Below are 26,825 nucleotides of genomic sequence, written 5' to 3'. Positions count from 1 at the left end.
AATAATAAAGCTCTGGCTGTTTACCCCTGCAGCTAATGCATTATTAATGGGGCGTTCATGATTCGGTTACAAAAAATAAAGAGTTAAATTGTAAATTTTGTGTTTCAATAAATGCATTAAACTCGGTACACACTAACGTACCTTAATTAACAAATGATGACGACTTTACAGCATTATAAATTTGATCTGATCGCAAGCTCGGTTTTTATACTAAGCGCTTGTGGTGGTTCAGGCTCAGATGATACGCCAACCGTTAACGGAAATAAAATCCCCATTTTGTCAGTCGCTGATATTCCTAGCGACATCCTACATCATTAAGTGACTACAAAAATAAAACAATAGGTTTGCCTAAGCATTTATTTTCGCATAACGATCAACAAGTTGCTTGGATGTATGGCTGAGAAAAACAATCGCTTAACAGTAGCTGGGGTGCACGGCTTTTAGAACGCTTAGAATTACAGGATGAATTTGCACTTAACAAAAGTGGCATTAGTAGTATTAACGCGTTTGGCGGGTATCAACCACGTAGTGAACATGTAACTTCTATTATGAACCGTTTACTAGGCAATACGAGTCATCCGTTAAGTACTGCTTACGCGAATGGTTTAACAAGTGCGATAAATAACACTCAAGCAATGAACAGCACGTTATTATTACCCCATTTAGCGATAATAGCCTTAGTGAGCAATTTGCAGCGGTTGCTAAAACAATTAGCGTACAGGCAAAATTGAGTACTCTGCGCCAAGTGTTTTTTGTTTCTATGGGTGGGTTTGATACGCACGACAACCAATTAACAACGCATCCAGCTTTATTAAATACGCTAGCTCAAGGGTTAAGTGAGTTTGATAGTGCAATGAAAGAGCTTGATATGGCTGATAAAGTGACTGCATTTACTATGTCTGATTTTGGTCGTACGCTTACCTCAAATGGCAATGGCACTGACCATGGTTGGGCAGGAAATCAAATAGTAATGGGCGGCGCTGTAAAAGGTGGCAATATATATGGTGAGCTACTAAGCCAACATTTAGACGGCCCACAAGATACCGGTGGCGGACGTTTAATACCAAGTGTTGCTAATGAGCAATACTTTGCCACATTAGCCCAGTGGTTTGGTGTGCCAAGCTCGGAGCTTGTTGATATATTTCCAAGCTTGAGTAACTTTGATCACACAACATTGGACTTTTTTGTGTAATTAGTCGCTAATAGTAATCTAAAAGCACTTGTTAGCAGTATAAGCTACTCGTTAATAGTGCTTATCTGTTTTAATAATAAAAATCACACACAATATAGGAATCATAAAATGAAAATTTTAGTGAGCTTAGTTAGTTTAATCGCTTTTTTACTCGTACTACTGCCAGGGCCTTTGTATAAATTTGGAATTGTTGAACTTAGCACTGCATTTGCGGGTTTTAAATTTGGCGTTTATGCTGGTGGCGCTGCATTGGTGCTACTTATAGTACAAGTGTTATTTATGCGTAAAACATTAACGCTAAGCAGTGGTGTTATTGCACTTGTGTTTTCGGTTGTGGCTATTGCTATGCCACTTAACATGATGAACAAAGCTAAAGACGTACCTGCAATTCATGACATTTCAACCGATTTAGTTAACCCACCAAAATTTGTAGCAATTGCGCCACTACGTGCAAATGCATCTAACCCAGTAGAATACGCGGGTGAAGAAATTGCAGCACAGCAACGCAAAGCATACCCTGAGCTGACAACGTTAAGCTTTGCACAATCTAAAGCTGATTTAATGACAGCAAGTGAGCAAGCAGTTAAAAATCTTGGTTTTGCTGTAGTAAGTACAAATACGGCTACGGGTATTGTTGAGGCGACTGATACAACAACATGGTTTGGTTTTAAAGACGATGTAGTCATTCGTATTAAAGATGAAGGCAGCCAACGTTTTGTTGATATTCGTAGTAAATCACGAGTAGGGCGCAGTGATTTAGGTAAAAATGCTGAGCGTATTCATTCAATTATTAATGAACTAAACACCTTACTTGAAAAATAAAACGATTTAACCTGTATTAAGTTATTAGCGTATTAAAGCCCAACATTGTTGGGCTTTTTTGTTTTTAGCGTCAGTTTGTATTCACGGCTTGTACGTTAATGTGAACTTGACTTAAATTTTTACAAACTATGGAGTTATTATGAAAACAGTAGGATATGCAGCAAAAAGCCAAGGTTCTGAGCTGACTGAATTTTCTTTTGAGCGCCGCGAGTTACGAAATAACGATGTAGAAATTGAAATTTTATACTGTGGTGTGTGCCATTCAGATTTACACGCCGTACGAAATGATTGGGGTGGCAGTGACTATCCACTAGTACCCGGGCACGAAATTGTTGGTAAAGTTATGTCGGTAGGCAGCGACGTTAAAAAATATAAGCAAGGTGATTCTGTTGGCGTGGGCTGCATGGTTGATTCATGCAAAAGTTGCGATCAGTGCGACAACAACGAAGAGCAATTTTGCCGAGAGGGTATGGTTGGCACTTATGCCGGTAAGGATAGAGAAACCGGCGAAATGACCCAAGGCGGTTATTCTAAAAGTGTGGTTGTACGAGAAGAGTTCGTACTTTCAATTCCAGAGAGTTTAGAGCTTTCACGCGTTGCACCTCTATTATGTGCAGGTATTACTACGTATTCTCCACTTCATAAATGGGGCGTTAAAAAAGGCAGCCGTGTTGCAGTTGTTGGCCTCGGTGGCTTAGGACACATGGCGGTTAAAAATGCCGTAGCGATGGGTGCAACTGTTACTGTTGTTGGGCGTAGCGAATCTAAAAAAGAGGATGCCGTTAAATTGGGTGCCCAGCATTACTTAGTTTCAACAAACGATGATGAAATGAAAAAGTCGCAGTCGGCTTTTGATGTAATTATTGATACAGTGCCTGTTAAGCATGACCTTTCAATCTACACCCCTTTATTAGACATAGACGGCGCACTAATCATCGTTGGACAGGTTGGCCCTGTAGAAGAGCTAAACACGGTGCCGCTGTTAATGGGTCGCCGTCGTATTGCAGGCTCACTTATTGGTGGTATTGCAGAAACACAGCAAATGCTCGACTTTTGTGGTGAAAATAACGTGCTACCAGAGTGCGAAATGATCAACATTGACGAAATTAATACCGCTTATGAGCGAATGGAACGCTCTGACGTACGATACCGTTTTGTTATTGATATGGCATCGTTAAGCGCTTAACTGTAGTTGTAAAAAATAAAAGAGCCGCAAATTAGCGGCTCTTTTTTATTTTAAATTAACCCGAACTCAGTTAACCAGCGGTTTGTTTAGTTGTAAGTAACTTAGTAGCCACATACCCAAACCACCTAAAAATAATGCAGCTGCTACGTAACCTGTTTGATTAGGTGCAGCACCCTGTGCTATTGCAATTCCACCGACCCAAGGGCCTATAGCATTGGCAGTATTAAATGCGCACTGTACAAGAGCACCGATCATAGCGTGACCTTCTGGAGCAACATCCATTAATAGTGTTTGAATAAGTGTTGCTAAACCTACACTGCAGCCAATAAAAAAGATAACAGCGTAAAGCATCCAAATATTGTGGCTTGCTGTTACATAAGCAAAAGCAAATACAATGGTACATACAAGCGCAAGGCCAGTGGTTTTAATTGCAGATTTATCGGCAGCTTTACCCAGTACATAGTTACCGAGTGTACAACCAATACCAAACATCACCATAGCAATAGAAATAGTATAAGGCGCTGTTTTTGTTACTACTAATATGGTATCGGCAATGTAGGTATAAATACAAAATACACCGCCAAAGCCAATAATTACAATGCCCAAAATAGACCAAACCAGTTTGTTTTTAAGTACGCCAAACTCACTTAGTAAGTTAGATGGTTTAGCATTATCAATATTTGGAACTACTTTATAAACAAAAATAAAAGCAATTAAAGCCAGTACCGCAGCACCAGCTAAACAGTACCGCCAGCTCAGGTTTTGACCAACAAGTGTTACAACTGGTACACCCACAATGGTGGCCACCGTTAAGCCCATAAACACCTTTGACATAAAGCTAGCACGCTTACCTTCTGGAGCAATATCCGACGCTAACAATATAGCCGCACCAAAATAAGCACCGTGTGGTAAGCCACTTAAAAATCTAAATATTACCAGCTGCTCAAGCGACGTTGCCATCGCACTTAACCCGTTTGAGACAAACATTAAGCTTATAAATATGAGCAATGCTTTTCGCTTTCTCATATTGGCAGTAGTGAGCATTAAAATAGGCGCACCCACAACAACACCAATGGCGTAAGCACTAATTGCATAGCCACTTTGTGATGGCGTTGAGTCAAATGTTTCGCTAATTAGTGGCAGCATAGGCATCATCGAAAATTCAGATAATCCTAAAATAAATGTGCCAAGCGCTAATACAAGTAAAATAGCGATTCTGTTAAGTTGACTAGATGCCGACGCTACATCTGATGTCATAGATGATCCCTTAAGGTTTAATTTTAAAAATGAAATTGCACAATAAATCCTGAATAGGAAATATCATGTGTATGCTTAAATTTTGGTGTGAGAGAGTAATCTGTGAGGGCGTTATTTTAAGTTAAAAAAAGTACAGAGTCATGCATAAATTAGTGGTTTTGTTAGCTTTTTAAAATGTTAATTAGAATAAAATACTACTTAACATTTATAAAATAAAAAAACTATTTATAAAGCAGACGCCTATAAGATATTAAATGTTATCAGAAAGGCTATTTAAAGCTCATATTTACAGTATAATTACATATTGATGTTACATTAATTTGCTAATTTTAGGTCAACAACCCTAGTGCTAATTTACTCCTTAAGGTTTTTATATGTTTGGTATTTCTAAAAGAAACGCAAAAATTGAAGAAATGGAGCTTCAATTAATTCAAAAGCAGTCTGTTTTATCTGCAATTAATAAGCATGTTGCTTATATAGAATTTACACCTGAAGGAATAATATTAGACGCAAACCAATTGTTTTTAAAAACCATTGGTTACAGCAAAGAGCAAATAATTGGTAAGCATCATCGTATGTTTTGCGAAAGTGAGTATGCAGGCTCGAACGAATACAGTAAATTTTGGCAAGAATTAAAGGCAGGTAACTCTAAAGCAGGATCGTTTTTAAGATATAAAGCGAATGGCGATAAACTCTGGCTTGAAGCGACTTACTTCCCGGTAGAAGAGTACGGCGTAGTTACTAAGGTTATTAAAATAGCCTCTGATATTACAGCAGCTTACATACAACGAAAGGCGCAAGAAGCTATCGCTAGTGCACTTGATAAAGCGTTAGCTACGATAGAGTTTACTCCTGAAGGAAATATTTTAAGCGCAAACCAAAACTTTTTAACAACAATCGGGTATAGCTTAAAAGATATTGTAGGTAAGCATCATAAAATGTTTTGTACTAAAGTGTTTTATGAGAAAAACCCACGCTTTTGGAATGAGTTAGCCGAGGGGCAGTTTAAGTCAGGAAAATTTAAACGTATTGCCGCCGATGGTTCAGAAATTTGGCTTGAGGCTACTTACAATCCAATATTAGATAGCAAAGGTAATGTAATTAAAATAATTAAGTTTGCATCAAATATTACCGATCGAATTAATAATAACAGTGCAGTAACAGAGGCAGCTGCAATAGCGTATGAATCGGCGTTAGCTACTGCGCAAACAGCTAAAAAAGGCTCTGAAATACTACAAAGTTCTGTTGCAAACTCCGATGCCATTGTAAGCCAAGTACTTAAGTCGGTAGATTTAATTAAAAACCTTAATGAACAATCAGCTGTAATAGGTTCCATTGTTTCTACAATCAGCAGTATTGCTGATCAAACTAATTTACTGGCACTTAATGCTGCAATAGAAGCTGCACGCGCTGGGGAGTACGGCCGTGGTTTTGCTGTAGTAGCTGATGAAGTAAGGCAGCTCGCAGCCAGTACGAGTAGTTCAACTAATGAAATAGCAACAGTTGTTAAAAATAACCAAGAGCTTACTAACGATATATCCAGGCAAATAACATCTGTTTCAGATTCTTCAGAGCAAGGGCGAGAGCTTATTGCTAACGTGTCAGAGGTTATTAAAGAAATTGAGCGCGGAGCAAATATTGTTTCTCAAACGGTAGCAAAGTTAAATGTTTAGTTTATTATAAAACTTCTTCGATTACACACATCTAACATCATTCTAAATTGATAAAGTGCGACAATATGTCGCGCTTTTGCTTTTGCAGTTCATACTATAATTACGCCAATTATTACAGTGGCATAAATTAACAATGGTTTATAAAAGCAAAACTCAAAAAACATATTTACTTACCCCTGTCGCATTTTTTATTAGTAGCGTGCTATCTCCTTTAGCATTTGCCGACGACACACCTTTAGAAGTGATAGAAGTTCACGGACATGCTCAAAATAAGCATTTAGCACTTGGTTCGTCAGAATCGCTATTAAGTGATTTAGGTGTCGATTTTTCGGCTGCGGGTGGCGTATCTAATTTACCTGTTTTAAATGGTTTAATGGGCGATAGAGTAAAAGTGTTAATTGATGGCGCGGATGTAACTGCTGCGTGTGCTAATCATATGAACCCGCCGCTGTCGTATATATCGGCTAATCAAATTACGTCTTACAAGGTAGTTGCCGGCGTGTCGCCAGTAAGCGCGGGCGGCGATAATATTGCCGGTGTAATAAGCGTTAATTCTATTTCACCACAGTACAGCGATAGCAGTGAATTAAGATGGCACTCGGGTTATGTGTCGGCAAAACACAGTAGTGTTGATAACGGACGTAAACTTGGCGTAGGCGCTCGTTTAGCAAGCGATACGTTTAGTTTTAACTATCAAGGCTCGTTTAACGATGCAGATAGTTATGAAGATGGTAACGGCGATGTAGTGCTTGATACGTTGTATCGTGCACAAAATCACAGCTTAACCGCAGCTATGCGTGATGATAAACAGCAATTAGTTATAAAGCTAACGCACCAAAAAATTCCGTATCAGGGGTTTGCAAATCAATATATGGATATGACCGATAACACCAGCTACGGTGCGATTGCTCAATACAAACGATCCTTTGAAAACAGCGAGCTTGAAGGGCAGGTTAACTGGCACAGTGTAAAGCACGAAATGGGTTTTTTCAGTAAAGAAAAAACAGGCATGATGCCAATGAAAACCGATGCACAAGATATAAGCACACAGCTAAAGTGGCGTATTGCCCTTGATAAAAACAGTAGTATTTTACTCGGTCAAGAATACTTTAATTACAGCATTGATGATTGGTGGCCAGGTATTGAAGGCTCAACCATGATGGGACCAAACGATTACGTAAATATAAATAACGGCAAACGAGAGCGCATAGCGGCATTTGCTGAATACGAGAGCCAAATAAATACAAAACTGTGGTTAAACGCAGGCGTACGTATTGAAAGTGTTAATACCCAAGTAGGTGAGGTTCAGCCTTATAACGATGGCATGAGCATGATGGATATGGACGATATGAGTAGCATGAGCGGTATGGCTATGAGCGATACTTCTACAGATAACACAATTGCTGCTGAGAGTTTTAATGCTGGCGACAGAGATAAAACCGACACTGTAGTTGACGCTAATTTATTAATTAACTACCAAATAACAAATTATGATGAGCTACAATTTGGCCTTGCCCGTAAAAACCGCGCCCCTAATTTATATGAGCGATACAGTTGGGGTGTAAGTACTATGGCAACCACCATGATTGGCTGGTACGGTGATGGTAACGGTTATATTGGTAACCCCGATTTAGATGTTGAAACAGCCCATACTATAAGTGCCACGTATATTAAATCGGCTAAAGATGAGCGTTGGCGGTTAAGCACCAATGTTTGGTATACCGATGTGAACAATTATATTGATGCTGATAGTGTAAGAAGCTTTAATAGTTATGACTTGGACAATACAGCGCGTAACATTTTGCAGTTTACTAATGTCGATGCGATTTTGTATGGTGCAAAGGTAGACTTAACAGCCAACATTTATGAATCTAAGAATTTAGGTAATTGGCAGTTACACGCTAATGTTACTAATACCAGAGGCAAGCGAGACGATACTAACCAACCGCTTTACCAAATTAAGCCATTGCAAACTCAGTTAGATATTAGCCAGCAAATAGGTCGATTTGAAAATGTATTGTCTTGGCAGTGGGTAGATACAAAAAGCCGTGTAGACAATAATCGTTTTGAAAACCAGACAGGCAGTTATAGCTTGGTAAATTTAAGCTCTAAAGCAACATGGAACGCATTAACGCTAAACGCTGAAATAAGTAATGTGTTTGATGAATATTACCAGCTCCCACTTGGAGGTGTAAGTATTGCAGCGCTTAAACAAGATAGCAGCAACGGGTTTGAACAGCTTGCAGGGCAGGGGCGCTCGTTTAATATAAGTGCTAGCTATGCGTTTTAAATAACCTCATATTCAAATTTAAAATAAAGCGAAAGCCATAACCATGTTATGGCTTTTTTATGTGCTTTAATAATGTAAGCCGTAAACTTATTTTATGAAATATTTGTATGCAAAAAGCGTTCTATTGGGAAAGCTTGTACTAATTTTACAACAAAGCAGTAACTTGTTCATCACCCAATGGTTAGGAAATACAGTGTTTAAACAGTTTAAAAATAAAGTTATGGGTGCGCCAACAGCTATGGCCGGTTTAGCTTTGGGCATTGCCAGTATGGGGTGGGCATGGGAAAACGTTTTTAACTTAAATAATCACGGGCAATTTTTGGGAGCGCTACTCGCCTCTGTATTAGTTTTACTTTTAACAGCCAAGTTTTTACTACACCCTCATTTATTAAAAGCCGATTTAGCACATCCCGTTGCAGGAAGTGTGATCCCGACATTTGCAATGGCAAATCTTGTTATTTCAAACTCAGTGGGGCAATTTAATCCTTTAGCTGGCGACATTATGTGGGTTTTAGCTTTTGTGCTGCATCTCATGTTTTTAGTGAGCTTTTTATATCAGCGAGCAAAAAAGTTTAACTTTGAAGATATGGCGCCTAGTTGGTTCGTGCCACCGGTGGGAATAATTATTGCAGATGTTACTTTTTCGGGCAATACAACATTAGCGTGGTTGGCTTATAGCGCGTTGGTTATTGGCATATCAACGTACAGTATTATGCTGCCAATTATGTTTTATCGCTTTTTATTAGCATTAAAAAGTGACTACGAAATACAGCCAACACTTGCCATTTTAGCCGCGCCTGCCAGTTTAACGTTAGCGGGATATTTTCATATAGTAGCTAACCCATCACTAACTATAGTAGGGGGGGTGTTTACATTAGCTATAATAAAAACACTGATTGTTTATGTGCTATTTATAAAATTATTACGCAGACCTTTTACGCCTAGCTACGCTGCTTTTACGTTTCCAATGGTTATTGGGGCAACTGCATTATTTAAAATGGCAGATTGGATGCAGAGTATAAACCTATTAATACCATATGTAGATGCAGTTAATTACTTAGCTACGTTTGAACTTATAGTTGCCACAGCAGTAGTCGTTTATATAAGTGGTCGGTACTTTTGCCATTTTAAAATATCAAAGCAACAGGTAACGTAAAGTTACTCTTGAATTACCTGTGGCTCATTACTTTCTTGTTCAGCTAGTTTTTCGCGCTCAGCTTTTGACACATAACCAGGTTTGTTGCTTTTGTGTAGTTTAGCGTTAGTGCGTTTATCTTTCTTTTGAAATTTAGTGACGATTTTTTTACGACGATTCACAATTAAATGCCCTGTTAATTTTAAGTCGCGCATTATACAGTCATCCTCATAAAAGCTGCTATATAAATATTTACCTTAAGTAATCTGCGCGTTTGGCGTAAAGAGCTATAAGTAAGTAACTCATAGCGTTATAATTCCCACTCTTAGTTATTAATTAAATGGGAATTGTTTTGAAAAAGTTAGCTTTAGCCAGTATTGCTTTATTTGCGTTTGGTGCTCACGCGCAATTAAATAAAAATATTGATAGCGTTGCCGATTACGCAGTAGATACCTACCAAAATGCTCAAATACACACTCTTACCAATTTAGTTGCCTTTCCTACGGTTAATAAAGCGAATATAAAAACGCCACAAAACCAAGATTTTATTGGCTTTAAAGCACTTTTGAAAATGAAAGCCGCAGAGCTTGGCTTTGACTACCAAGATTTAGGGTACACCGTATTAATTGGTATGGGCGAGCAAAGCGAAAAAGTAACGGTAGTAACGCATGGCGATGTGCAACCTGCAAATGCTAGCAAATGGAAGCAAAGCCCTTTTATTATTGATACGTCTGAGCCTGGTAAATTAGTTGGTCGTGGTACTGAGGACGATAAAGGCGCAATAGCGACAGCGCTTTACGCCATGAAGGCAATTAAAGATAAAGGCATAACGCTTAATAACCGTATAGAGCTGATGATTTATTTGGCTGAGGAGTCTGATTGGGGCCCGCTTACGGAGTTTATGAAAACGTATGAGCAACCAAAATATGCAGTAACGATTGATGCATCATACCCTGTAGTAGTTGCAGAGAAAGGTTGGAGCTTAATAGCCCCTACATTTACAGCAACATCACCACAAACGGGTGTGTATGTAAAAAATGTAACTGGCGGTGCGTTTAGAAGCCAAATTCCAGAAGATGCAAGCTTAGTACTGCATAATGCAGATGCTGCACTTATTAATACATTAAAAGCAAAAGCTAAAGTATTAAATAAAGTTGAGTTTAACTTTAGTGAAAAAAGTGATGGCTTAGCAATAAGTGTTAAAGGTATGTCTGCGCATTCATCAGAGCCAGAGTCGGGTATAAATGCGATTGCCTATTTAGCTGAGTTATTTAAAGGTGTGGAGCTTGAAAATAATAGCGACGGCGAGCTAATCGACTTTGTAAATCAATTAATTGGTTTAGATATTCACGGTAAACAGTTTGGCGAAATAGCCTATAAGCACGACTTTATGGGCCCGATGACGGTAGCACCGACTGTTATTGAGCGCGATGGGAATGCACTAACACTTGCTGTAAATGCGCGTCGCCCTATGGGTAAAGACGAAGCTGTACTACAAAAGCAAATTGACGATGCACTTGCTAACTGGCAGGCCACTAACAATGTAACGCTTGCTAACATAGAAACAATTATTGGCACACCAATGCTACTTGATGGCGCGCCGCATGCGCAAAAGCTGCTTGATATTTTCAAACATTTTACGGGCGACGAAAAAGCTGACTTTGTATCAATTGGTGGTGGCACTAACGCAAAGCTGTTTGATAACGCAGTATCGTTTGGTCCTTCAATGCCAGGTAAGCGTTACACGGGTCACTCAGAGCATGAATTTATGACCATTGAGCAACTAGAGCTTAATTTACGCATGTACACAGCGATGATGATAGAGCTGGGTAATATGTAAGTTACTTAAGTTTCAATAAACTTTAAAATAGGTGCTGGGTATTAATCAGCACCTATGTCCCCCAAAATTTACCTCAGGTAAGTTTTCAAAGCTTGGTCTAGCAAATAAATACCCCTGCATAAGCTCAACACCTGCGTTTTTAAGCCATATATACTCTTCTACGGTTTCAATCCCTTCAGCCAGTGCCGTTATGTTTAAGTCGCGAAACATATTTAAGCAATGAGTTACTATTAATTGGCGTTTTTTATCGTTGCTTATATCGCGTATTAGCGCCATATCAAGCTTGATAATATCCGTTTGAAAGTCAGCCAGTAGATTTAAACCAGAATAACCAGCGCCAAAGTCGTCAGTCGCGGTTTTAAACCCAAGAGATTGATAGTAATCAACAACGCGCTTTATGTGTGCGGTGTCTTCTATTTTTTCTACTTCGGTAAATTCAAACATAATATTTTGTATAGGGAAGTTATACTTTTTTGCAGCTTCTAGCGTGGTGCGTATACATCGCTCAGGTTTATAAATAGCGTTTGGTAAAAAGTTAATGCTTAGCACTGATGTTATGCCTAGCTTTGCAGCAAGTTGAATGGCTTTAATACGACAAAGCTGATCAAACGCATAGCGGTTGTCTTGATTCACCTTTGAAATAATAGAATAAGCAGACTCACCATTTAAACCTCTAACCAGCGCTTCATAGCCATAAATAAGATTAGTTTTACAGTTTATAATCGGTTGAAAAGCCATAGAAAAATCAAATTCGAGATCGTTAGCGTCAGCACAGTTACTACATGTCACTTTTTCGCAATCTTTTGATTTTTCGCTCATTTAGCTCATCCTTTTATGTTTGTTTGTTTAGGTTAGTTGAGATTAGATCCTAACACAAATAGATTAAAGTATTGTTTTTTATGTTTTTATACATAATAAACAACTATGTAATTAAATGAAAAGTGATGACTAATGTCAGATTACTTAGTGACATTTAGCAGCTGTGCACGGTGCTGATTAAAACAATAATAGTGGCATACATTATTTGGAGAATAAAAATGAGCAGCACAATTACATTAGGCAAAAAAATTAAAACATATTTACTTATTTTAACTTTACTAACCGTTATAAATTTACTGACTTCACCTAGTTATATGTGGGTAGTATGGCCAGCGTTTGGGATGGGAATTGGGCTATTAGTAAGTACTTTGAGTAGGAATAAACCTAAAAATAATTCTTTATAATAAACAAGCCAAGTAATAACTTACTTGGCTTGTTTATTATAAAGGGCTATCTACATAGTTAAATCTAAATAGTTAAAATGTTGATTGAAGTTCCGCATCCAGAGATATTTCGGTATTTAGGAGTTTTGAAATAGGGCAGCTCTTTTTGGTTTGCTCACATAGGGCCTGAAACTGCTCATTTTGAATATCATCAATACGTGCTTTTACCTCAAGAGCAATATGCGTTACCGAAAAACCGTCATCTACTTCATCAAGGCTTACAGTGGCTTTAGTATCAATTTTATCTGCAGTAAAGCCTGCATCACCTAATGCAAGTGAAAGCGCCATACTAAAACATGCACTGTGCGCTGCACCTACTAGTTCTTCAGGGTTTGAGCCTGCTTCATCTTCAAAGCGGGTATTAAAACCATAAGGTTGTTTATTAAGCGCGCCACTTTGAGTTGATATGCTACCTTTGCCTGTTTTAATGTCGCCAGACCATGTTGAACTTGCCGTTTTTTTAATCGTCATCATCTTCTCCTTGCTTGAATGTAAGCTTTTCAGATTAGATAAGCGTTATTTACAAAAAAGCTTAAATAAAGACTGAAAAAGCACTAATTACAGATGATGTTGCAAAATAGACGCCAGTTAATTTCGATTACTGTTTATTGCGCTTACAGCGCTCTGAGCAATAAATAACGTTATCCCAGTCGCGCTGCCATTTTTTACGCCACGCGAAAGGTTTATTACAAATAGGGCATATTTTTTGAGGCAAGTTTAGTTTTTTGTGCGCCATACTTACTTAGCCTTATTGTTACTTTCAGTAATACTTTTAGTGTTGTTTTTATTTTTTGCTTGGCTTGTTTTTGGTGTAATTGCAACGTGCTTTCTAAGAATTTTCCCTATGGCGCGTTTTACGTCAGCTCGCTCACGGTATTGCCATAAGCGCTCGCGTGCTTCTTTTGAAGCTGCAGTTAAATCAAGCATGGGTTCTGGGTAATCCTCGCCTAATTTAAAGTCGTTAAATAGCGCTTCCATCGGAGTTTGCTGCCACGGCTGATGTAAGTATTCAATAGGGAGTTTTTCAAGTTCGGGGCACCACTTTTTAATAAAGGATCCTGTTGGGTCTTGATCTTCCGACTGCTTAATTGGGTTGTAATGCCTAATGGTATTAATGCCGGTTACTGAGGCTTGCATTTGAATTTGCGGGTAGTGAATACCTGGTTCAAAATCTAAAAAGTAATTAGCGAGAGGGAAGCTCGCTTGCTGCCAACTTATATTTAAATGATGCGTTACAAAGCTCACAAGCATCGCGCGCATTCTAAAGTTTATGTAGCCGGTGGCTTTCAAACAGCGCATGCAAGCGTCAATAATTGGAATACCTGTTTGACCTTGCGCCCAGCGTTCAATATCGTTTTTAACATGTTCATCATCGCGATACGGAAATACATGATAACCCGAATTAAGGGCTAAAAACTCCATAGAGCATTCGCTTTCAAACTTTTGCATAAAGTGGCAATGCCAGTGCAAACGAGATACAAACGCAGCAAGCGGGCGCTTCCAACCTCTTTTATCAGGATGTTTTGAATGATATTCATCTATTGCCATTTGATACACTTGCCTAAGGCTAATATTCCCCCACGCTAAATACGGCGAAAGTCGAGAGCAATGAGTTTGGCTTAAACTTGGGCTTGATATTCCTTTTTGATAACCTTTACCCCGTTCGGCAAAAAAGCTCTGCATTACAGTGCGTGCTTGCAAAGGGCCGCCTTGCTGAAAGCTGTCGTGATCTTGCGTGTAAGCGCTTGGCAGCTCAGGTGCTTGATAGTTATTGAGGGTAATTGTTTTTATATTCTTCCAATCAGGTACTGCAATTGGTGCTTGCATTGTTTGCTGCCAGCGCTCATTCCAATTATCGCGATTTTTTTTGCCTCGAATAACTGCGCCTGTTTGTGATTCTTGCCAGTTTATGTGGTTATGCTGGCACCACAATTTTATTGTTTTATCGCGCTCAAAGGTGTTGTTTAAACCTATTTCTTGATGGCTAAATATATTCACTATTTCAAACTGCGCTTTTAACGACTCAAGTAAATCACTCATAGCTAAATTAAAGATATAAACGCGTGCATTAAAACGCGCTAGCTGATTATTTAATTCAACTATTGATTGATATACAAAGCGCCAATGCCGCTCATTGTAGTGGGCATCTTCAAGTAGTAATGGCTCAAAATTGTAAAGTAGTAGGGTAGGTAAACCATTACTAAATGCACTTTTTAATGGTTGATGATCACTAAGACGTAAATCGCGCTTAAACCAGACTATGTTTATTTTTTCATGCATATTTTAAAAAATGGCTGCTGCTTTAGAATGTTGTACGTAATAAACTTATTTTAAGATTTGCAGCGTAACTTTTAATAAAGGAAAAATATGTTTTTAGATTTAACCGAAAATACCAACCAAAATGTTTACTCTTACTTAGTAGGCGGTATAAGCCCTCGACCTATCGCGTGGATAAGCACATTAAATAGTGAAGGTATCGCAAATATCGCTCCTTATTCATTTTTTACTGTTGCTAGCTGCAAGCCACCTGTTTTAAGTGTTACGCAAGTAAACCCAAGTGATAAAAAAGAATAAAGATACGCTCAGTAACTTACTAGCAACTAAAGAGTGTGTGGTTAATATTGTAAGTGAAGAACTAGTTGAAAAAATGAATCAAAGTTGTGCAAATTATCCAAGCGATGTAAGTGAGTTTGATGCTGCAAATATCACACAAACTAAAAGTCAGTTAGTGAACGCGCCAAGTGTTGCCGATTCAAAAGTGCGGTTTGAATGTAAGCTACGCGAGGTTATTAGTATTTCCAATGAGCCTGGCGGCGGAAAAATGATGTTGTTGGATGTAGTAGGTATTTGTATAAACGATGGCGTGATGAGTAATGGCTATATTGACCCTGAATTATTAAACGCAGTGGGCAAAATGGGCGGCGATTACTTTAGTACAACCAAAGATAAGTTTTTGCTTAAAAGGCCGCTGTTGTAATCTTAATGGTGATTCTTCCTTAGTTTGTGCACATTGTTTACACTTTTACTTGTTAACTTTATTTTATTAAACGTTAATGTAAAGGTTCAAATATTGAAAACACTCTCTAAAACAAAAACTTCTAATGTAGCTAAGTTATTCGCATTAAGTGCACTTTGTATCGCCCTAAGCGCATGTAACAGCGATTCAACAAGCACAACGACTGAAGGCGAAACAGTCAGTAATATAGCTCCAGCAGTTGATGCCGGTATTGATCAAACCGTTAATGCGGGTGATACCGTTTATTTAAGTTCAACGGTTGAAGATGATGGTGACGTATCTGTTAGCTGGTCACAAACATCGGGCACTACGGTTAGCTTATCTTCAAGTACTGCAACGTCTACTGAGTTTGTTGCACCTGAAGTTTTAACCGATGAAGCACTTGTATTTGAAATCAGTGCAGATGACGGCACAAACGATGTTGTTTTAGATACCGTTATAGTTAATGTTATTGCTTCATCAGACTCAGACTCAGACTCAGATAGTGGTGCAGTTGATAATAGTGCAAAACTTACCAGCTGGTTAATTAACAACGATACAACCTCTACTTACATACAAAACAATGGTGCAGTGGTTGAGGACGTGCAATCGGTTGAGGTTGTTACTGTTGCACAAGACGATACCGATGTTGAATACATGTATGTGCAAACAACCGACATTCCTAAATATGACGTAACGCTTACACAAGACCAAGTAGACGCGTTAAATAACCGCCCGCGTGCAGCTTCCGATTTTTATAACGGTGTAACTTCAGCAGAAGTTGGGCAAATAATTTCGTTTGGTGAAGATATTGGCTATAACAGCAGTACTGAAAACTGTGATGACACAGGTGGTGCAGGCTATTGGCCTCCGGGACCAGGCTGCCCGACAGAACAAACTGTTGAGGCGTATTTTCCCATAACACCTACCGACTTATCGGACACTGAAACCTGTGAAACAGGTTTAGGTACAGTGGGCTTAATGGTTAATGGCACCAGTATATTTAACTGGGGCGATGGCATGAGTTACGGTAATAATATTTGGTATACATTAGCGCCAATTGCTGAGCAATACGATGTTGATGTATGTGGTGGCCACGCTGCTAACGGTGAATATCATCACCATTTTTACACGAGCTGTTTAGCTGATTTACTTGAAGATGATGGCGATGCACATTCACCTATTTATGGGTTTGCAGCTGATGGCTACCCGCTTTACGGTCCTTATGAAAGTAACGGACAACTTGCGCTAAGCGGCTGGGAAATGCGTGATTATGGCGCAGCAACAAGCGAAGGGGGTTGTGGTACTGAGGGTGAGCGAAGCTGTACCTTAGTAAACCAATACGATATAAGCCAAGGTACGCAAATAAGTGATGCAGGCCCCGCTATTGGCGCAGAAGTAACGACGCTTTCTGGTAATACACTAAACGCTGATGACGGTTATTATTTTGAAGATTTTTATTATGCACAAAAAACAGTTACTGGTGCACAATTAGATGAGCATAACGGACACGACACTAATGACGGCAAAGGGTATCATTACCATATAACACTAACGCTAGACAGCGATGGTAAATTACAACCTTCGTTCCCATATCAAATTGGGCCGCGCTTTAAAGGCCAATTAGCCGATAACTCAATTGGTCGCTGTGATACTGGCGAAACAATGGGTCCACCACCGGGAATGTAAGGAGTAACTATGCGTTATTTTAAATACGCACTGCTCCTAACTACTGCTGCGCTATTGAGCTTTAAGCTCTTTGCGCAGCAGGAAATAATGGATCATAGTCACATGCCTATCGCAGTGCCAAGCGATGCACTAACTCCGGCATTAAGTCTTGAGTTATTAAAAGATAGTATGTCTGGTTACAACTTAATGTTGGATACACAGCGTTATGATTTATCTGTGCCTCCTGAGGGCGCAATGAACATGCAACAAATGATGAGTGCGGCTACAAACGACAGTACCGGTTTTTTACAGGGTCATGCTCATTTATATATTAACGGGGTTAAAATACAGCGAATTTACGGACATGCATTGCATTTACCTGCTAATTTATTTAAAAGTGGTATAAATACCATATCGGTTACTTTAAATAATCATGGTCATATGTATTGGACCGCTCAAGGCAAAAAAATAGTGGCTACGTTGTATGTTAACGACCAAACCAAAGAGTTTATAACATACCGATTTGAAAGCTTTCCTAGCAAGGTTGAAAACACACACTAATGAAAATTCATAATAAACTTTTTTTAATACTATTTAGTTTTACCTTTAGTGTTATTGCAGGGCTAGTGGTACTTATACAATGGAGTATTGGTCAAGGCGTAATTGATTTTGTTAATGCAAAAGAGATCAAAGCACTTGAGCCACTTGTTGTGCAACTATCTAAACAATACGAGAAAACACCGTCGTGGAAGCGTATTGTTAGTGATGGTGAAAATTTTAGAGCACTTATTGAATCTCAATTAGAAAATAGCCAGTTTTTACCTAAACTACAAGAAGGTCCAGGCCCCAGAGGGGGAATGATGCGACGGCCGCCACCCGATCATATTCGTTTAGGGGGAGAGCGCCGCCTACCACCTGAAAATATTGCTCACTACGCTTTGCTTGACGAAAATAAACAACGAGTAGTGGGTAGATACCTCAACGACCTAAACTATATAACAACCGAAATTACAGTGGGCGATAAAATAGTAGGTTACTTAGCGGTTTCCAAAAGAGATAGCTTGGTTGATGGCTATGAGCTTGATTTTTTACAACAGCAAACTAACTATTTATGGTTTATTGCATTAGCTGCGGTACTGCTTACGTTACTGGTTACCTTTTTATTGTCTCGCCATTTAGTTAGTCCAGTAAAACAAATTGCAAACGGTATGCATCGTTTAACGCAAGGGAATTACGAGACCAAACTTACGCTTGAGCGAAAAGACGAATTAGGCCAATTAAGCGAAGATTTTAATACGCTTGCATTTACACTCGCTAAAGACGAGCAAGTACGTAAACGCTGGCTTGCTAATATTTCTCATGAGCTTAGGACGCCAATGAGCATTTTACTCGGTGAACTTGAAGCTATGCTACTTGGCATACGCGAACCGAATACAAAAAATATCAGTTCAGCTAACGATGAAGCTTTGCATTTAAAACGCTTAATAGACGACTTACATATGCTCAATAGCGCAGAGTTAGGTGGCATGCACTACACTATGCAACCTACTGACATGGCGTTACTATTAAGCACTGTAGAGCAAAAGTATCAAGCTATACTTGAACAACATAATATAAAAATTTATCTACTAAATAGCGCTAAACATATAACTGTACAAGCAGATAAAACGCGCCTTTTACAGCTACTCGATAATATTTTAATGAACGCGGTACATTATGCTCAATGCACAACTATTTCATTAACGGCTAAAAATATAAGGATTAAAGGGCAAACCTACTTAGAGCTTATAATTGAAGATAATGGCGTAGGTGTAGAACAGTCGCATTTATCGCATTTGTTTGAGTATTTATATCGAGTAGATAGCTCGCGTAATCGCCAAGAGGGCGGTTCGGGCTTAGGTTTGTCGATTTGTCAGCACATAGTTAAAGGACACAAAGGTGAAATAGCCGCTGAAAAAGCCAGTTTAGGCGGCCTTGCTATTATTATTAGGCTACCAACTATTTAGCTTTAGTTGATTCATAAAAAGTACGTAACTTGAACTTTGTTTGATATGGTATTTTTATCCTAAGTTTGGATTACTAGTAACAGAGAACTCTATGAGCGAACAAATACTGATTGTAGAAGATGAAGTAAAGCTGGCTACCTTAATGAGTGACTTTTTAAGTAGTCATCATTTTGTAACTCATCAAATACATCACGGAAATGAAGTATTACCTTGGCTTGAAGTGAACAGACCTAGTGTGATTTTGCTCGACATAATGTTACCAGGTCAAAGTGGTATTGAATTGTGTAAAGCAATCAGGCGCTTTTCAAATGTGCCTATTATTATGGTATCGGCAAAAGTAGAAGAAATAGATAGATTACTTGGGCTTGAATTGGGTGCAGATGATTATATTTGTAAGCCATTTAGCTATGCTGAGCTGGTGGCGCGAGTTAAAGCTATATTAAGGCGATTAAGTAGCGCAAGTGATGTTACAGAGTCAACAATGAAGCTTGACGAGAGCACCTACAGCGTAAAATACAAATCAAGCAGCATAGAGCTAACGAACTTTGAATTCCAGTTATTTAAGCCTTTGTTTAATAACCCTAACCGTATTTATTCGCGCGATAGCTTGATGGATACAATGTACGGCGATCAGCGTATTGTAAGCCACCGTACTATTGATAGCCATATTAAAAAGTTGCGTAAAAAACTAGATGAAGTAACACAAACTGAAAGTGTTATTCAGTCTGTTTATGGCGTTGGCTACCGATTTGTGTATCCGCAGTAAAGGAGCTTTAGTAAGCTATGACGATGATCTACTCATCGTCGTCAGCATTTTTAATTCGTTCTAAACGATCAAACTCTTCGTATTCTGCCGCCTGAATTTCATCAAGAATAGAATCTACATCAGCAAGTTCGTCGCTGTCTTCAAATTCACCTGTAAGTGTTGAATTAGGCGTTAAATTTGCCTCTTCAAATAATGCCCACATTTCTTTAGCGTATTGAGTTTTTAGTATGCTTGGCGCAAATTCGCCATAATAGCGACGGATGTTATTTACATCGCGTGCAAACATAGCTTGTGCACTGTTATTTGCTGAAGCGTTAACTGCTTGCGGTAAATCTATAATTACAGGGCCATTATTATCTACAAGTACATTAAATTCAGATAAGTCACCGTGTATTATACCTGCGCAAAGCATAAGCTTAATGTAATGCATCATGAGTTTATGTTGCTCAATAGCTTGCTCTTCGCTAAAAACTACATGCCCAAGCTGAGGAGCTACATTACCGTCTTCACCCGACACTAACTCCATAAGTAACACGCCATCAATACAAAAGTAAGTATCAGGAACACGTACACCTACACCGGCTAAGCGAGATAAAGCATCTACTTCAGCATTTTGCCAAATTTCTTCTTCTAATTGACGGCCATAGCTAGAACGTTTACCCATGGCACGCGCTTGGCGACCGCCACGTACTTTTCTGCCTTCTTGGTATTGTGCTGCTTTTTTAAAGCTACGTTTAACCGCATCTTTATACACTTTTGCGCAGCGAATATGTTCACCACAGCGCACAATAAATACATCGGCTTCTTTACCGCTCATTAGTCGGCTTATAACTTCGTCAATAAGGCCATCATCAACAAGGGGTTGTAGGCGTTTAGGTATTTTCACAGATTGCCTGCTAAGTAGGGTTGGTTATTAATCATTATTTATGAAAGTGCTCTGTATTTGTTTGTTTAATTGGCTCAAGCAGTATATCAGCTTTGAGAATTAAGGGCAGTAACGCAACTGCTTGAGAGTTATTAATTGTATTTTTTATTAGCTTATATATTGATTGCAAACCAATCAACCAGAACTTTTTTGAATCATCAGTTTTTATTAAAAATAATTTATTACTTCCTTATTATTTGCACATTGTTTGCATTTTTAAAGGGTAATCTTAATTTAATTCTTAAATACGAGGTTATTACTATGAAGCATTTTTCAACCCTTGCCACAGTGGCAATATTATCTATTGCTTTTTCAGCTAATGTTGCTGCACGAGGCGGTGATAATCCTCCTGAAAAACCTGACTTTTCAAGTATTGATACTGATGGCGATGGCGTAATTAGCTTTGAAGAATTTAACGCTAAAAAACCACCACACGGTGATGCACAAACTATTTTTGATTCTATAGATGCTGATGGCAATGGCGAAATTAGTGAGCAAGAGCTAAGTGAACATAAACCACCTCGTCGTGAACGTTGAAAGGATACTAAAATGATTAACAATATCAGTAGTTCAGCAAACTATATGCCACAGCAAAATAGCCAAGCTGCAAAACTAACAACAGAGCAAAGCGACTTTATTAAAGAAACGCTTGCAGAGTTTGATGCAGAAAACTTAACTAGCGACGATGCGCAAAGTATTCAAGCTGCGTTTAAAGAACAAGGTATAGAACCAACAAAAGAGCTTGCTGATTTAATGGGCGAACTTGAGTTTGATGCTAAAAGTATTGGTGATGCAGGACGAGTAGAAGGTCAAAGACCGCCGCCACCGCCACAAAACTCATTAGAATCAGTAGAATCAGTAGATACAGACGAAGTAGTGAGCTACTTAGATGAGCTATTAACTGAGTATTCAAGCCAGTTGTCTGATGAAGATAAAGAATCGATCCTTGCATCAGTGCAAGAGAAGTTTGGTTTAAGTGAAGGCGATTCACTGCTAAATGTAACTGCTTAGGTGTTATAGCTTAGAGTAAGCTGATTGTTACTCATAAGTCTTAAGTCCAAAGCCCAACGGTTAATTCTGTTGGGCTTTTTTTATTGGCTTAATTTAAACGTGTTTCTATTTTGCTGGTGCCATCTTCTTCGGTAAATTTAAATACAAAATCTTTTTTACCGTCTTGGTTTATATCAACTAATAGAATATCTTTATTATTTTTAGGTAGTGTTAATTTTAATTTTTTACGTTTTTTATTGAGGAGTGAATCTTGCTCTCCGTAATAAATATACAGTGTTTTTTTACTGTATTTGTAAACCGCGTCAATATAGCTGTCGCCGTTAATATCGCCAAAATAGAGCGCTGGGTCGGAGTCATCGCCGTTCATTCCCACTTCCATTTCTAAATCAAGTTCGATACTCGATTCATTGGCAAACGAACCATCAGGCTGCTGCTTATAAAGGTTCATCTCTACATCTACATCAGTACTGCCGCCGCCCAATGCCATTGAGGCAATCGTGCCTAAGCCAATATCTAAATCCATTTTTTGTAAATCGACTAAGCCATCGTTATTAAAATCAGTTTTGAGCAATAATTCACTGGGGCCTTGTGTTTCAAATAAGGGAATGGGCGAATTACTAAAGCCTTTAGCACTTCCTAGGTACAAAGTATGTGCTATTTTTATATCTAACGAATCCATACCTTGCGTCGGCTTAAACTGTCTTGTTGTAAAATCTAAAAATCCGTCGTTATTAATATCAATAATTTGCTTTATTTTGCGAGTCTCGCCATTACTTAACTCTCCTAATTCGATGTTAAAATCAATTGAGGTAAGCTTTTGAGTAAAGCCTTCTGAAGTACCAAGCAAAACATCGGCTCCAAAGTCATTTGAAAAAATCAAATCGTTTACGCCGTCGTGGTTAAAATCAATAACGACCGGTTTATTGTTAATATTAACTTCTAGCGAAAGCCCTTTTCTTGAAAAACTACCTTCGTACAAAGGGGTTTGCTTAAATTTGTTAGCTTTAAAGCTGCCATCTTTGCTTTGAATATATAAAGTACTGCTTGCTAAATCAGGGATGAAAATATCGCTTAGGCCATCATTATTTGCATCGAAAACAAAGTCTATTTTTTCAAGTTTATCTATTTTTAATTGGTTTAGAACCGACACATAATTAAATAGTAGTGTTGGTTCACCTGCTTGCGCTTTGTATACGCCATCACTCGTTAATATGAGCGCTTGTTTATCGGCTATATTAGCAAGTGTAGCAACATCAAACCCGATGGCACTTTTTGGTAAAGTAAGTTCACTACTAAGTGATGTGAGTAAATTAATGGTTTCTAATTGCTTTGATTCTTTATTATACGCAAATAAAATTTCTGAATTGGTGGATACTAATTCATCAGTTGTTTTTATTGTCATTGTTTGAGCTATAACGCTCATGGGGGTAAGTAAAGTGATGAGTGAATAGCAAAGTGGTTTTATCATGCAAATTCCTTTTTTATATTTAGTTATTTAATCACGTTTTTATTATTCACTTATTAAAATAACGTAGCGCATAACTTGTTATGTTCAGTGCTGGCTGTTGTGCTAATTAGCGTAAATTTAAACGTAATACACTTATGTAAGTTGGTTTATATTTAGCCTACGCTAATTACGATGTACTGGGTGTAAGTAATTGTAAGATTATGTTTAGTTAATTTGAAAGCCAGCACGCGAGCTTATAAATTGAAACTCTGCTGCTTTTATTAGGGGGATTGTTAACTACATAGCTTGTTTTGCCCATGCAGATAAGCGTCTACAAAATCTACTTCCATTGGCCTTGAGAAGTAATAACCCTGAAGATGAGATACACCAATATTAGTGAGTGTGTTTGCTTGCTCAATGGTTTCGACGCCTTCGGCAACAACCATAAAGTCTAAAGATGAGGCCATTTGTACAATTGCATGAATAATACTTAATCCTCTTTTATCCATATTCTGAATAAAGCTTCTATCTATTTTTACTATATCTACACCAATATCAAGCATGCTTGAGAGTGATGAGTAGCCAGTACCAAAATCATCAATTGAAATACAAAAACCTTGTTTTTGTAGCGCTTTAACAGCTGTTAAAAATGTGAGTTTATCCTCGGCAAATACTGATTCAGTAATCTCTATATGTAGATTTTTAGGCTCTATTTGGTGGGTGTTTACTATTTTTAATACCTTAGTTACAAAATCAGGATCTTGTAGTTGAATAACCGATACATTCACGCTTATAGCAATTTGGGGTCGTAAATGGCTAAACTTTTTAGCTTGAATACAGGCTTGATCGATTACCCAAAGGCCCAGTTCGGTAATTAAACCGTATTGCTCAGCAATAGTAATAAACTCATCAGGAAAAATATTTTCACCGTCTAGTTGCCAGCGTAAAAGTGATTCAAACGAGGTAACCTTGTTTGTTTTACTATCAACAATAGGCTGAAACACTAGCCTTAAACCGTTTTCTTCTACGGCACTGGCTAAACGTTGGCTTAAAAGATATTCTCTTTCTTGTTTTAACTTGAGCGAATCGCTATAAATATTTATGTTACCTTTAGCCATGCGTTTTTGGTGATACATTGCGGTATCAGCTGAGCGAATTAAGGTATTTAAATCCTCTCCGTGTTCAGGATACATAGCAATTCCAATTGTGGCAGATACCCATTTTTGATATTTATATGTTTTACGTTCGGCGCCAATACTCTGAAGTACTTTATTAGCAAACTCGAAAAGCTCAGCTTGGGTTTGATACGTTGCTAAAATTAAAAACTCATCCCCGCCCCAGCGGCATTTATAAAGCTGTTGGTTGCATACATTGCTAATTCTCAGGGCTATTTCTTTTAATACTTTATCGCCTACTTTATGGCCTAGCGAATCGTTTATTTGTTTAAACCCATCTAAATCTACAAATAATAAAGCAAAGGGATCTTTAGGATTATCTGTGATTTGTTTGTTTGCATTTTTTAAAAATGCGGTCCGGTTTAATAAATTAGTGAGTGGGTCGGTATTGGACAAGCGATAGATCTCTTCAGTACGTTGCTCAACCTTGTTTTCCATTTCATTAAGTAGTTCTCTATTTTGGTTTTTGAGCTGAATTGCGCTATGTGTAAATGTGGCTGATTTGTATGATGAAGCAATCATAATAAATGCAAAAGTTAAGCCTAATAGCCCTAATATGTGCTGGTAATGATCGCTTGAAAGCATTAACAGAAAAGAGTAGGGAGCTAATAAAGTAAAGCTATATAAAACAGCAGTAAAACGGCTACCAGATAGTATGTTGGCAGAGCCACCAGCAAGCGCTGATAAAATAGCTATGGTAGTGGTAATTTCTATAATAGATGATGTGCTATGAAACCAAAGAGCATAACCACACCAAGACATCGCTGTTAGTACGCAACCAACAGAAAAACGGCTTAGGTAAGAGTTTGTATTATAAGGTTTATTGGAATTTTTAGTTTTCAAAAAAAGCCCTACATCAATAGTGCGCAAAGTAAGCACACTCATTATTATGCCAAACCATACTATTTTATCGTGGTTGATATTCTCGTCACTTATATCAAAAGCAAATACTAAAGCAACGCTGACTAATACAGAAACGGCAATTCCGGCAACCGCATTCGAGTATAAAATTTTGAGCGCTTCTTTTCGCTCATCAGTACTTAAATTATTATATGGCACTAATTAATACCTTTTTCAAAAACAACACTTAGGAAATTAAGTAAACCATTTAGAAAATTACATCACTGGTAATACAAAGAGCTTAACGAACTTTTACACAACTAAATAAATATAGTCTATGAGTGAAATAAAAAAAGTTTAAAAAGTAAAAAGGCTCAAAATAAATATTTATTTTGAGCCTTAAAATTATTAAGCAGGTTAAAGTGTTAGCTGATTTACTTGTTGTTTTATAAAGTTAACTTTCGAAATCGCTGTCGTTATGGCGCTCTGCCATTTGCTCTTCCTCGGGTCCCCATGTGCGATTTACGCGGCGACCGCGTTTTACTGCAGGGCGCTGCGCTATTTGCTCAGCCCAACGTACAACATGAGTGTATGAGGCAACATCTAAAAACTCTGCAGCATCATATAAGTCGCCTAAAACTAACGATCCGTACCACGGCCAAATTGCGATATCGGCAATTGAGTATTCATCGCCTGCCATGTATTCATTTTCGCTTAAATGGCGATTTAACACATCAAGCTGACGCTTTGTTTCCATGGTAAAGCGGTCAATAGGGTATTGCATTTTACTTGGTGCGTAGCTATAAAAATGGCCAAATCCACCACCTAAGTAAGGCGCTGAGCCCATTTGCCAAAATAACCAGTTTCGACACTCTGTTTTAGCTTTTAAATCTTTAGGTATTAGTACATCAAATTTTTCAGCCAAATACTGCAAAATAGAACCTGATTCAAAGATGCGAGTAGGCGGTGTGGTTGAATGATCCATTAGCGCTGGAATTTTTGAATTTGGATTAATATCAACAAAGTCAGATCCGAACTGATCGCCATCACCAATGTTTATTAAATATGCGTCGTAATCTGCATCAGTGCAACCAAGCTGTAAAAGCTCTTCAAACATGATTGTAGCTTTTTGGCCATTAGGTGTCGCAAGAGAATAAAGCTGAAATGCGTGCTCACCAATAGGTAGAGTTTTGTCATGAGTCGCGCCTGCAATTGGGCGGTTAATACTGGCAAATTTACCGCCACTTTCGCTTTCCCACGTCCATACTTTTGCTGGCGTGTATTCGTTTTGAACACTCATAAATAACCTCTGTTTAGATGAAATACATATATAAT

24 protein-coding genes and 2 pseudogenes are annotated in these 26,825 nt (G+C 38.3%); 15 read left to right on the top strand and 11 right to left on the bottom strand.

From position 1 onward, the window contains the following. Window positions 1-173: 173 nt before the first annotated feature. Complete coding sequence (locus tag PX700_RS16135) at window positions 174-305, bottom strand: hypothetical protein (RefSeq protein ID WP_415638366.1); 132 nt, start codon at window positions 303-305, stop codon at window positions 174-176. On the opposite strand from PX700_RS16135, the pseudogene PX700_RS16130 reads away from it, so the two are divergent. The 3 genes and pseudogenes from PX700_RS16130 to PX700_RS16120 all read left to right on the top strand — a co-directional run. Further along, a pseudogene (locus tag PX700_RS16130) lies at window positions 306-1,192 on the top strand (DUF1501 domain-containing protein); the annotation flags it as partial. It abuts the gene before it with no gap. Between the two features lie 108 nt (window positions 1,193-1,300). Next, on the top strand, window positions 1,301-2,014 hold the full coding sequence (locus tag PX700_RS16125; RefSeq protein ID WP_479521263.1) for a DUF1499 domain-containing protein: 714 nt from the start codon (window positions 1,301-1,303) through the stop codon (window positions 2,012-2,014). Between the two features lie 139 nt (window positions 2,015-2,153). After that, on the top strand, window positions 2,154-3,200 hold the full coding sequence (locus PX700_RS16120; RefSeq protein ID WP_479521262.1) for an NAD(P)-dependent alcohol dehydrogenase: 1,047 nt from the start codon (window positions 2,154-2,156) through the stop codon (window positions 3,198-3,200). Between the two features lie 66 nt (window positions 3,201-3,266). On the opposite strand, the gene PX700_RS16115 is transcribed toward PX700_RS16120, so the two are convergent. Then, window positions 3,267-4,457, bottom strand: coding sequence for an MFS transporter (locus PX700_RS16115; RefSeq protein ID WP_415638302.1), 1,191 nt, complete (start codon window positions 4,455-4,457; stop codon window positions 3,267-3,269). 374 nt (window positions 4,458-4,831) lie between these two features. On the opposite strand from PX700_RS16115, the gene PX700_RS16110 reads away from it, so the two are divergent. The 3 genes from PX700_RS16110 (at window position 4,832) to PX700_RS16100 (ending at window position 9,576) form a co-directional block, all read left to right on the top strand. Then, window positions 4,832-6,130 carry a methyl-accepting chemotaxis protein gene (locus PX700_RS16110; protein ID WP_415638303.1) on the top strand — a complete coding sequence of 433 codons (1,299 nt, stop codon included), beginning with the start codon at window positions 4,832-4,834 and terminating at the stop codon, window positions 6,128-6,130. A gap of 133 nt (window positions 6,131-6,263) precedes the next feature. Then, window positions 6,264-8,420, top strand: a complete 2,157-nt coding sequence (locus PX700_RS16105; protein ID WP_479521261.1) for a TonB-dependent receptor — start codon at window positions 6,264-6,266, stop codon at window positions 8,418-8,420. 193 nt (window positions 8,421-8,613) lie between these two features. Then, complete coding sequence (locus PX700_RS16100; RefSeq protein ID WP_479521260.1) at window positions 8,614-9,576, top strand: TDT family transporter; 963 nt, start codon at window positions 8,614-8,616, stop codon at window positions 9,574-9,576. A 2-nt stretch (window positions 9,577-9,578) separates the two neighbouring features. On the opposite strand, the gene PX700_RS16095 is transcribed toward PX700_RS16100, so the two are convergent. Continuing rightward, entirely contained in the window at window positions 9,579-9,770 is a 192-nt protein-coding gene (locus PX700_RS16095) for a DUF2986 domain-containing protein (protein WP_415638306.1), read from the bottom strand. Window positions 9,771-9,907: 137 nt separating this feature from the next. On the opposite strand from PX700_RS16095, the gene PX700_RS16090 reads away from it, so the two are divergent. Then, window positions 9,908-11,395, top strand: coding sequence for a dipeptidase (locus PX700_RS16090; protein WP_479521259.1), 1,488 nt, complete (start codon window positions 9,908-9,910; stop codon window positions 11,393-11,395). 45 nt (window positions 11,396-11,440) lie between these two features. On the opposite strand, the gene PX700_RS16085 is transcribed toward PX700_RS16090, so the two are convergent. After that, window positions 11,441-12,214, bottom strand: a complete 774-nt coding sequence (locus PX700_RS16085) for an EAL domain-containing protein (protein ID WP_479521258.1) — start codon at window positions 12,212-12,214, stop codon at window positions 11,441-11,443. 218 nt (window positions 12,215-12,432) lie between these two features. On the opposite strand from PX700_RS16085, the gene PX700_RS16080 reads away from it, so the two are divergent. After that, window positions 12,433-12,618: a 2TM domain-containing protein gene (locus PX700_RS16080; protein WP_415638309.1), complete on the top strand. Its 186-nt coding sequence runs from the start codon at window positions 12,433-12,435 to the stop codon at window positions 12,616-12,618. Window positions 12,619-12,690: 72 nt separating this feature from the next. Here the strand turns inward: PX700_RS16080 and PX700_RS16075 are convergent, their stop codons facing one another. From PX700_RS16075 to PX700_RS16065, 3 genes are all read right to left on the bottom strand, one after another. Beyond that, window positions 12,691-13,128, bottom strand: coding sequence for an OsmC family protein (locus tag PX700_RS16075; RefSeq protein ID WP_415638365.1), 438 nt, complete (start codon window positions 13,126-13,128; stop codon window positions 12,691-12,693). Window positions 13,129-13,255: 127 nt separating this feature from the next. Next, on the bottom strand, window positions 13,256-13,393 hold the full coding sequence (locus PX700_RS16070) for a DUF2256 domain-containing protein (protein WP_415638310.1): 138 nt from the start codon (window positions 13,391-13,393) through the stop codon (window positions 13,256-13,258). Between the two features lie 2 nt (window positions 13,394-13,395). After that, on the bottom strand, window positions 13,396-14,937 hold the full coding sequence (locus tag PX700_RS16065; protein WP_479521257.1) for a cryptochrome/deoxyribodipyrimidine photo-lyase family protein: 1,542 nt from the start codon (window positions 14,935-14,937) through the stop codon (window positions 13,396-13,398). 87 nt (window positions 14,938-15,024) lie between these two features. On the opposite strand from PX700_RS16065, the pseudogene PX700_RS16060 reads away from it, so the two are divergent. The 5 genes and pseudogenes from PX700_RS16060 (at window position 15,025) to PX700_RS16040 (ending at window position 20,092) form a co-directional block, all read left to right on the top strand. Further along, window positions 15,025-15,634: pseudogene (locus PX700_RS16060) on the top strand (flavin reductase family protein). A 33-nt stretch (window positions 15,635-15,667) separates the two neighbouring features. Beyond that, entirely contained in the window at window positions 15,668-17,341 is a 1,674-nt protein-coding gene (locus PX700_RS16055) for a YHYH protein (RefSeq protein ID WP_479521256.1), read from the top strand. Between the two features lie 9 nt (window positions 17,342-17,350). Further along, window positions 17,351-17,881, top strand: coding sequence for a hypothetical protein (locus PX700_RS16050; RefSeq protein ID WP_479521255.1), 531 nt, complete (start codon window positions 17,351-17,353; stop codon window positions 17,879-17,881). Further along, on the top strand, window positions 17,881-19,326 hold the full coding sequence (locus PX700_RS16045) for an ATP-binding protein (protein ID WP_479521254.1): 1,446 nt from the start codon (window positions 17,881-17,883) through the stop codon (window positions 19,324-19,326). Before PX700_RS16050 ends, PX700_RS16045 begins: the two co-directional genes overlap by 1 nt. A 91-nt stretch (window positions 19,327-19,417) precedes the next feature. Beyond that, on the top strand, window positions 19,418-20,092 hold the full coding sequence (locus PX700_RS16040) for a response regulator (RefSeq protein WP_479521253.1): 675 nt from the start codon (window positions 19,418-19,420) through the stop codon (window positions 20,090-20,092). A gap of 28 nt (window positions 20,093-20,120) precedes the next feature. Here PX700_RS16040 and PX700_RS16035 read toward each other — a convergent pair whose 3' ends face one another. After that, entirely contained in the window at window positions 20,121-20,978 is an 858-nt protein-coding gene (locus PX700_RS16035; protein ID WP_415638317.1) for a PA4780 family RIO1-like protein kinase, read from the bottom strand. A gap of 300 nt (window positions 20,979-21,278) precedes the next feature. On the opposite strand from PX700_RS16035, the gene PX700_RS16030 reads away from it, so the two are divergent. Further along, a complete protein-coding gene (locus tag PX700_RS16030; RefSeq protein ID WP_479521252.1) occupies window positions 21,279-21,554 on the top strand; it encodes an EF-hand domain-containing protein in 276 nt (91 codons plus the stop codon). 12 nt (window positions 21,555-21,566) lie between these two features. After that, the gene (locus PX700_RS16025) at window positions 21,567-22,028 is read left to right on the top strand and encodes a hypothetical protein (RefSeq protein WP_479521251.1); all 462 of its coding nucleotides are present in this window, start codon (window positions 21,567-21,569) and stop codon (window positions 22,026-22,028) included. Window positions 22,029-22,116: 88 nt separating this feature from the next. On the opposite strand, the gene PX700_RS16020 is transcribed toward PX700_RS16025, so the two are convergent. From PX700_RS16020 to yghU, 3 genes are all read right to left on the bottom strand, one after another. Beyond that, window positions 22,117-23,496 carry an FG-GAP repeat domain-containing protein gene (locus PX700_RS16020; RefSeq protein WP_479521250.1) on the bottom strand — a complete coding sequence of 460 codons (1,380 nt, stop codon included), beginning with the start codon at window positions 23,494-23,496 and terminating at the stop codon, window positions 22,117-22,119. Between the two features lie 272 nt (window positions 23,497-23,768). Continuing rightward, window positions 23,769-25,709 (bottom strand): putative bifunctional diguanylate cyclase/phosphodiesterase, encoded by a 1,941-nt coding sequence (locus PX700_RS16015; protein ID WP_479521249.1) that lies wholly within the window; start codon window positions 25,707-25,709, stop codon window positions 23,769-23,771. Between the two features lie 235 nt (window positions 25,710-25,944). Then, a complete protein-coding gene (yghU, locus tag PX700_RS16010) occupies window positions 25,945-26,790 on the bottom strand; it encodes a glutathione-dependent disulfide-bond oxidoreductase (protein ID WP_479521248.1) in 846 nt (281 codons plus the stop codon). Window positions 26,791-26,825: the final 35 nt, after the last annotated feature.

The sequence above is a fragment of the Pseudoalteromonas sp. TP27 genome (assembly GCF_056470645.1).
The sequence above is the reverse complement of the archived record's forward strand: the minus strand, read 5'-3'. Positions and strand labels throughout refer to the sequence as shown.

Coding starts and splice junctions, on each gene's coding strand:
- PX700_RS16045 (WP_479521254.1), top strand. CDS start 17,881: ATGAAAATTCATAATAAACTTTTTTTAATACTATTTAGTTTTACCTTT.
- PX700_RS16080 (WP_415638309.1), top strand. CDS start 12,433: ATGAGCAGCACAATTACATTAGGCAAAAAAATTAAAACATATTTACTT.
- yghU (WP_479521248.1), bottom strand. CDS start 26,790: ATGAGTGTTCAAAACGAATACACGCCAGCAAAAGTATGGACGTGGGAA.
- PX700_RS16020 (WP_479521250.1), bottom strand. CDS start 23,496: ATGATAAAACCACTTTGCTATTCACTCATCACTTTACTTACCCCCATG.
- PX700_RS16075 (WP_415638365.1), bottom strand. CDS start 13,128: ATGACGATTAAAAAAACGGCAAGTTCAACATGGTCTGGCGACATTAAA.
- PX700_RS16115 (WP_415638302.1), bottom strand. CDS start 4,457: ATGACATCAGATGTAGCGTCGGCATCTAGTCAACTTAACAGAATCGCT.
- PX700_RS16085 (WP_479521258.1), bottom strand. CDS start 12,214: ATGAGCGAAAAATCAAAAGATTGCGAAAAAGTGACATGTAGTAACTGT.
- PX700_RS16030 (WP_479521252.1), top strand. CDS start 21,279: ATGAAGCATTTTTCAACCCTTGCCACAGTGGCAATATTATCTATTGCT.
- PX700_RS16120 (WP_479521262.1), top strand. CDS start 2,154: ATGAAAACAGTAGGATATGCAGCAAAAAGCCAAGGTTCTGAGCTGACT.
- PX700_RS16125 (WP_479521263.1), top strand. CDS start 1,301: ATGAAAATTTTAGTGAGCTTAGTTAGTTTAATCGCTTTTTTACTCGTA.
- PX700_RS16025 (WP_479521251.1), top strand. CDS start 21,567: ATGATTAACAATATCAGTAGTTCAGCAAACTATATGCCACAGCAAAAT.
- PX700_RS16070 (WP_415638310.1), bottom strand. CDS start 13,393: ATGGCGCACAAAAAACTAAACTTGCCTCAAAAAATATGCCCTATTTGT.
- PX700_RS16110 (WP_415638303.1), top strand. CDS start 4,832: ATGTTTGGTATTTCTAAAAGAAACGCAAAAATTGAAGAAATGGAGCTT.
- PX700_RS16135 (WP_415638366.1), bottom strand. CDS start 305: ATGTCGCTAGGAATATCAGCGACTGACAAAATGGGGATTTTATTTCCG.
- PX700_RS16065 (WP_479521257.1), bottom strand. CDS start 14,937: ATGCATGAAAAAATAAACATAGTCTGGTTTAAGCGCGATTTACGTCTT.
- PX700_RS16050 (WP_479521255.1), top strand. CDS start 17,351: ATGCGTTATTTTAAATACGCACTGCTCCTAACTACTGCTGCGCTATTG.
- PX700_RS16095 (WP_415638306.1), bottom strand. CDS start 9,770: ATGCGCGACTTAAAATTAACAGGGCATTTAATTGTGAATCGTCGTAAA.
- PX700_RS16040 (WP_479521253.1), top strand. CDS start 19,418: ATGAGCGAACAAATACTGATTGTAGAAGATGAAGTAAAGCTGGCTACC.
- PX700_RS16105 (WP_479521261.1), top strand. CDS start 6,264: ATGGTTTATAAAAGCAAAACTCAAAAAACATATTTACTTACCCCTGTC.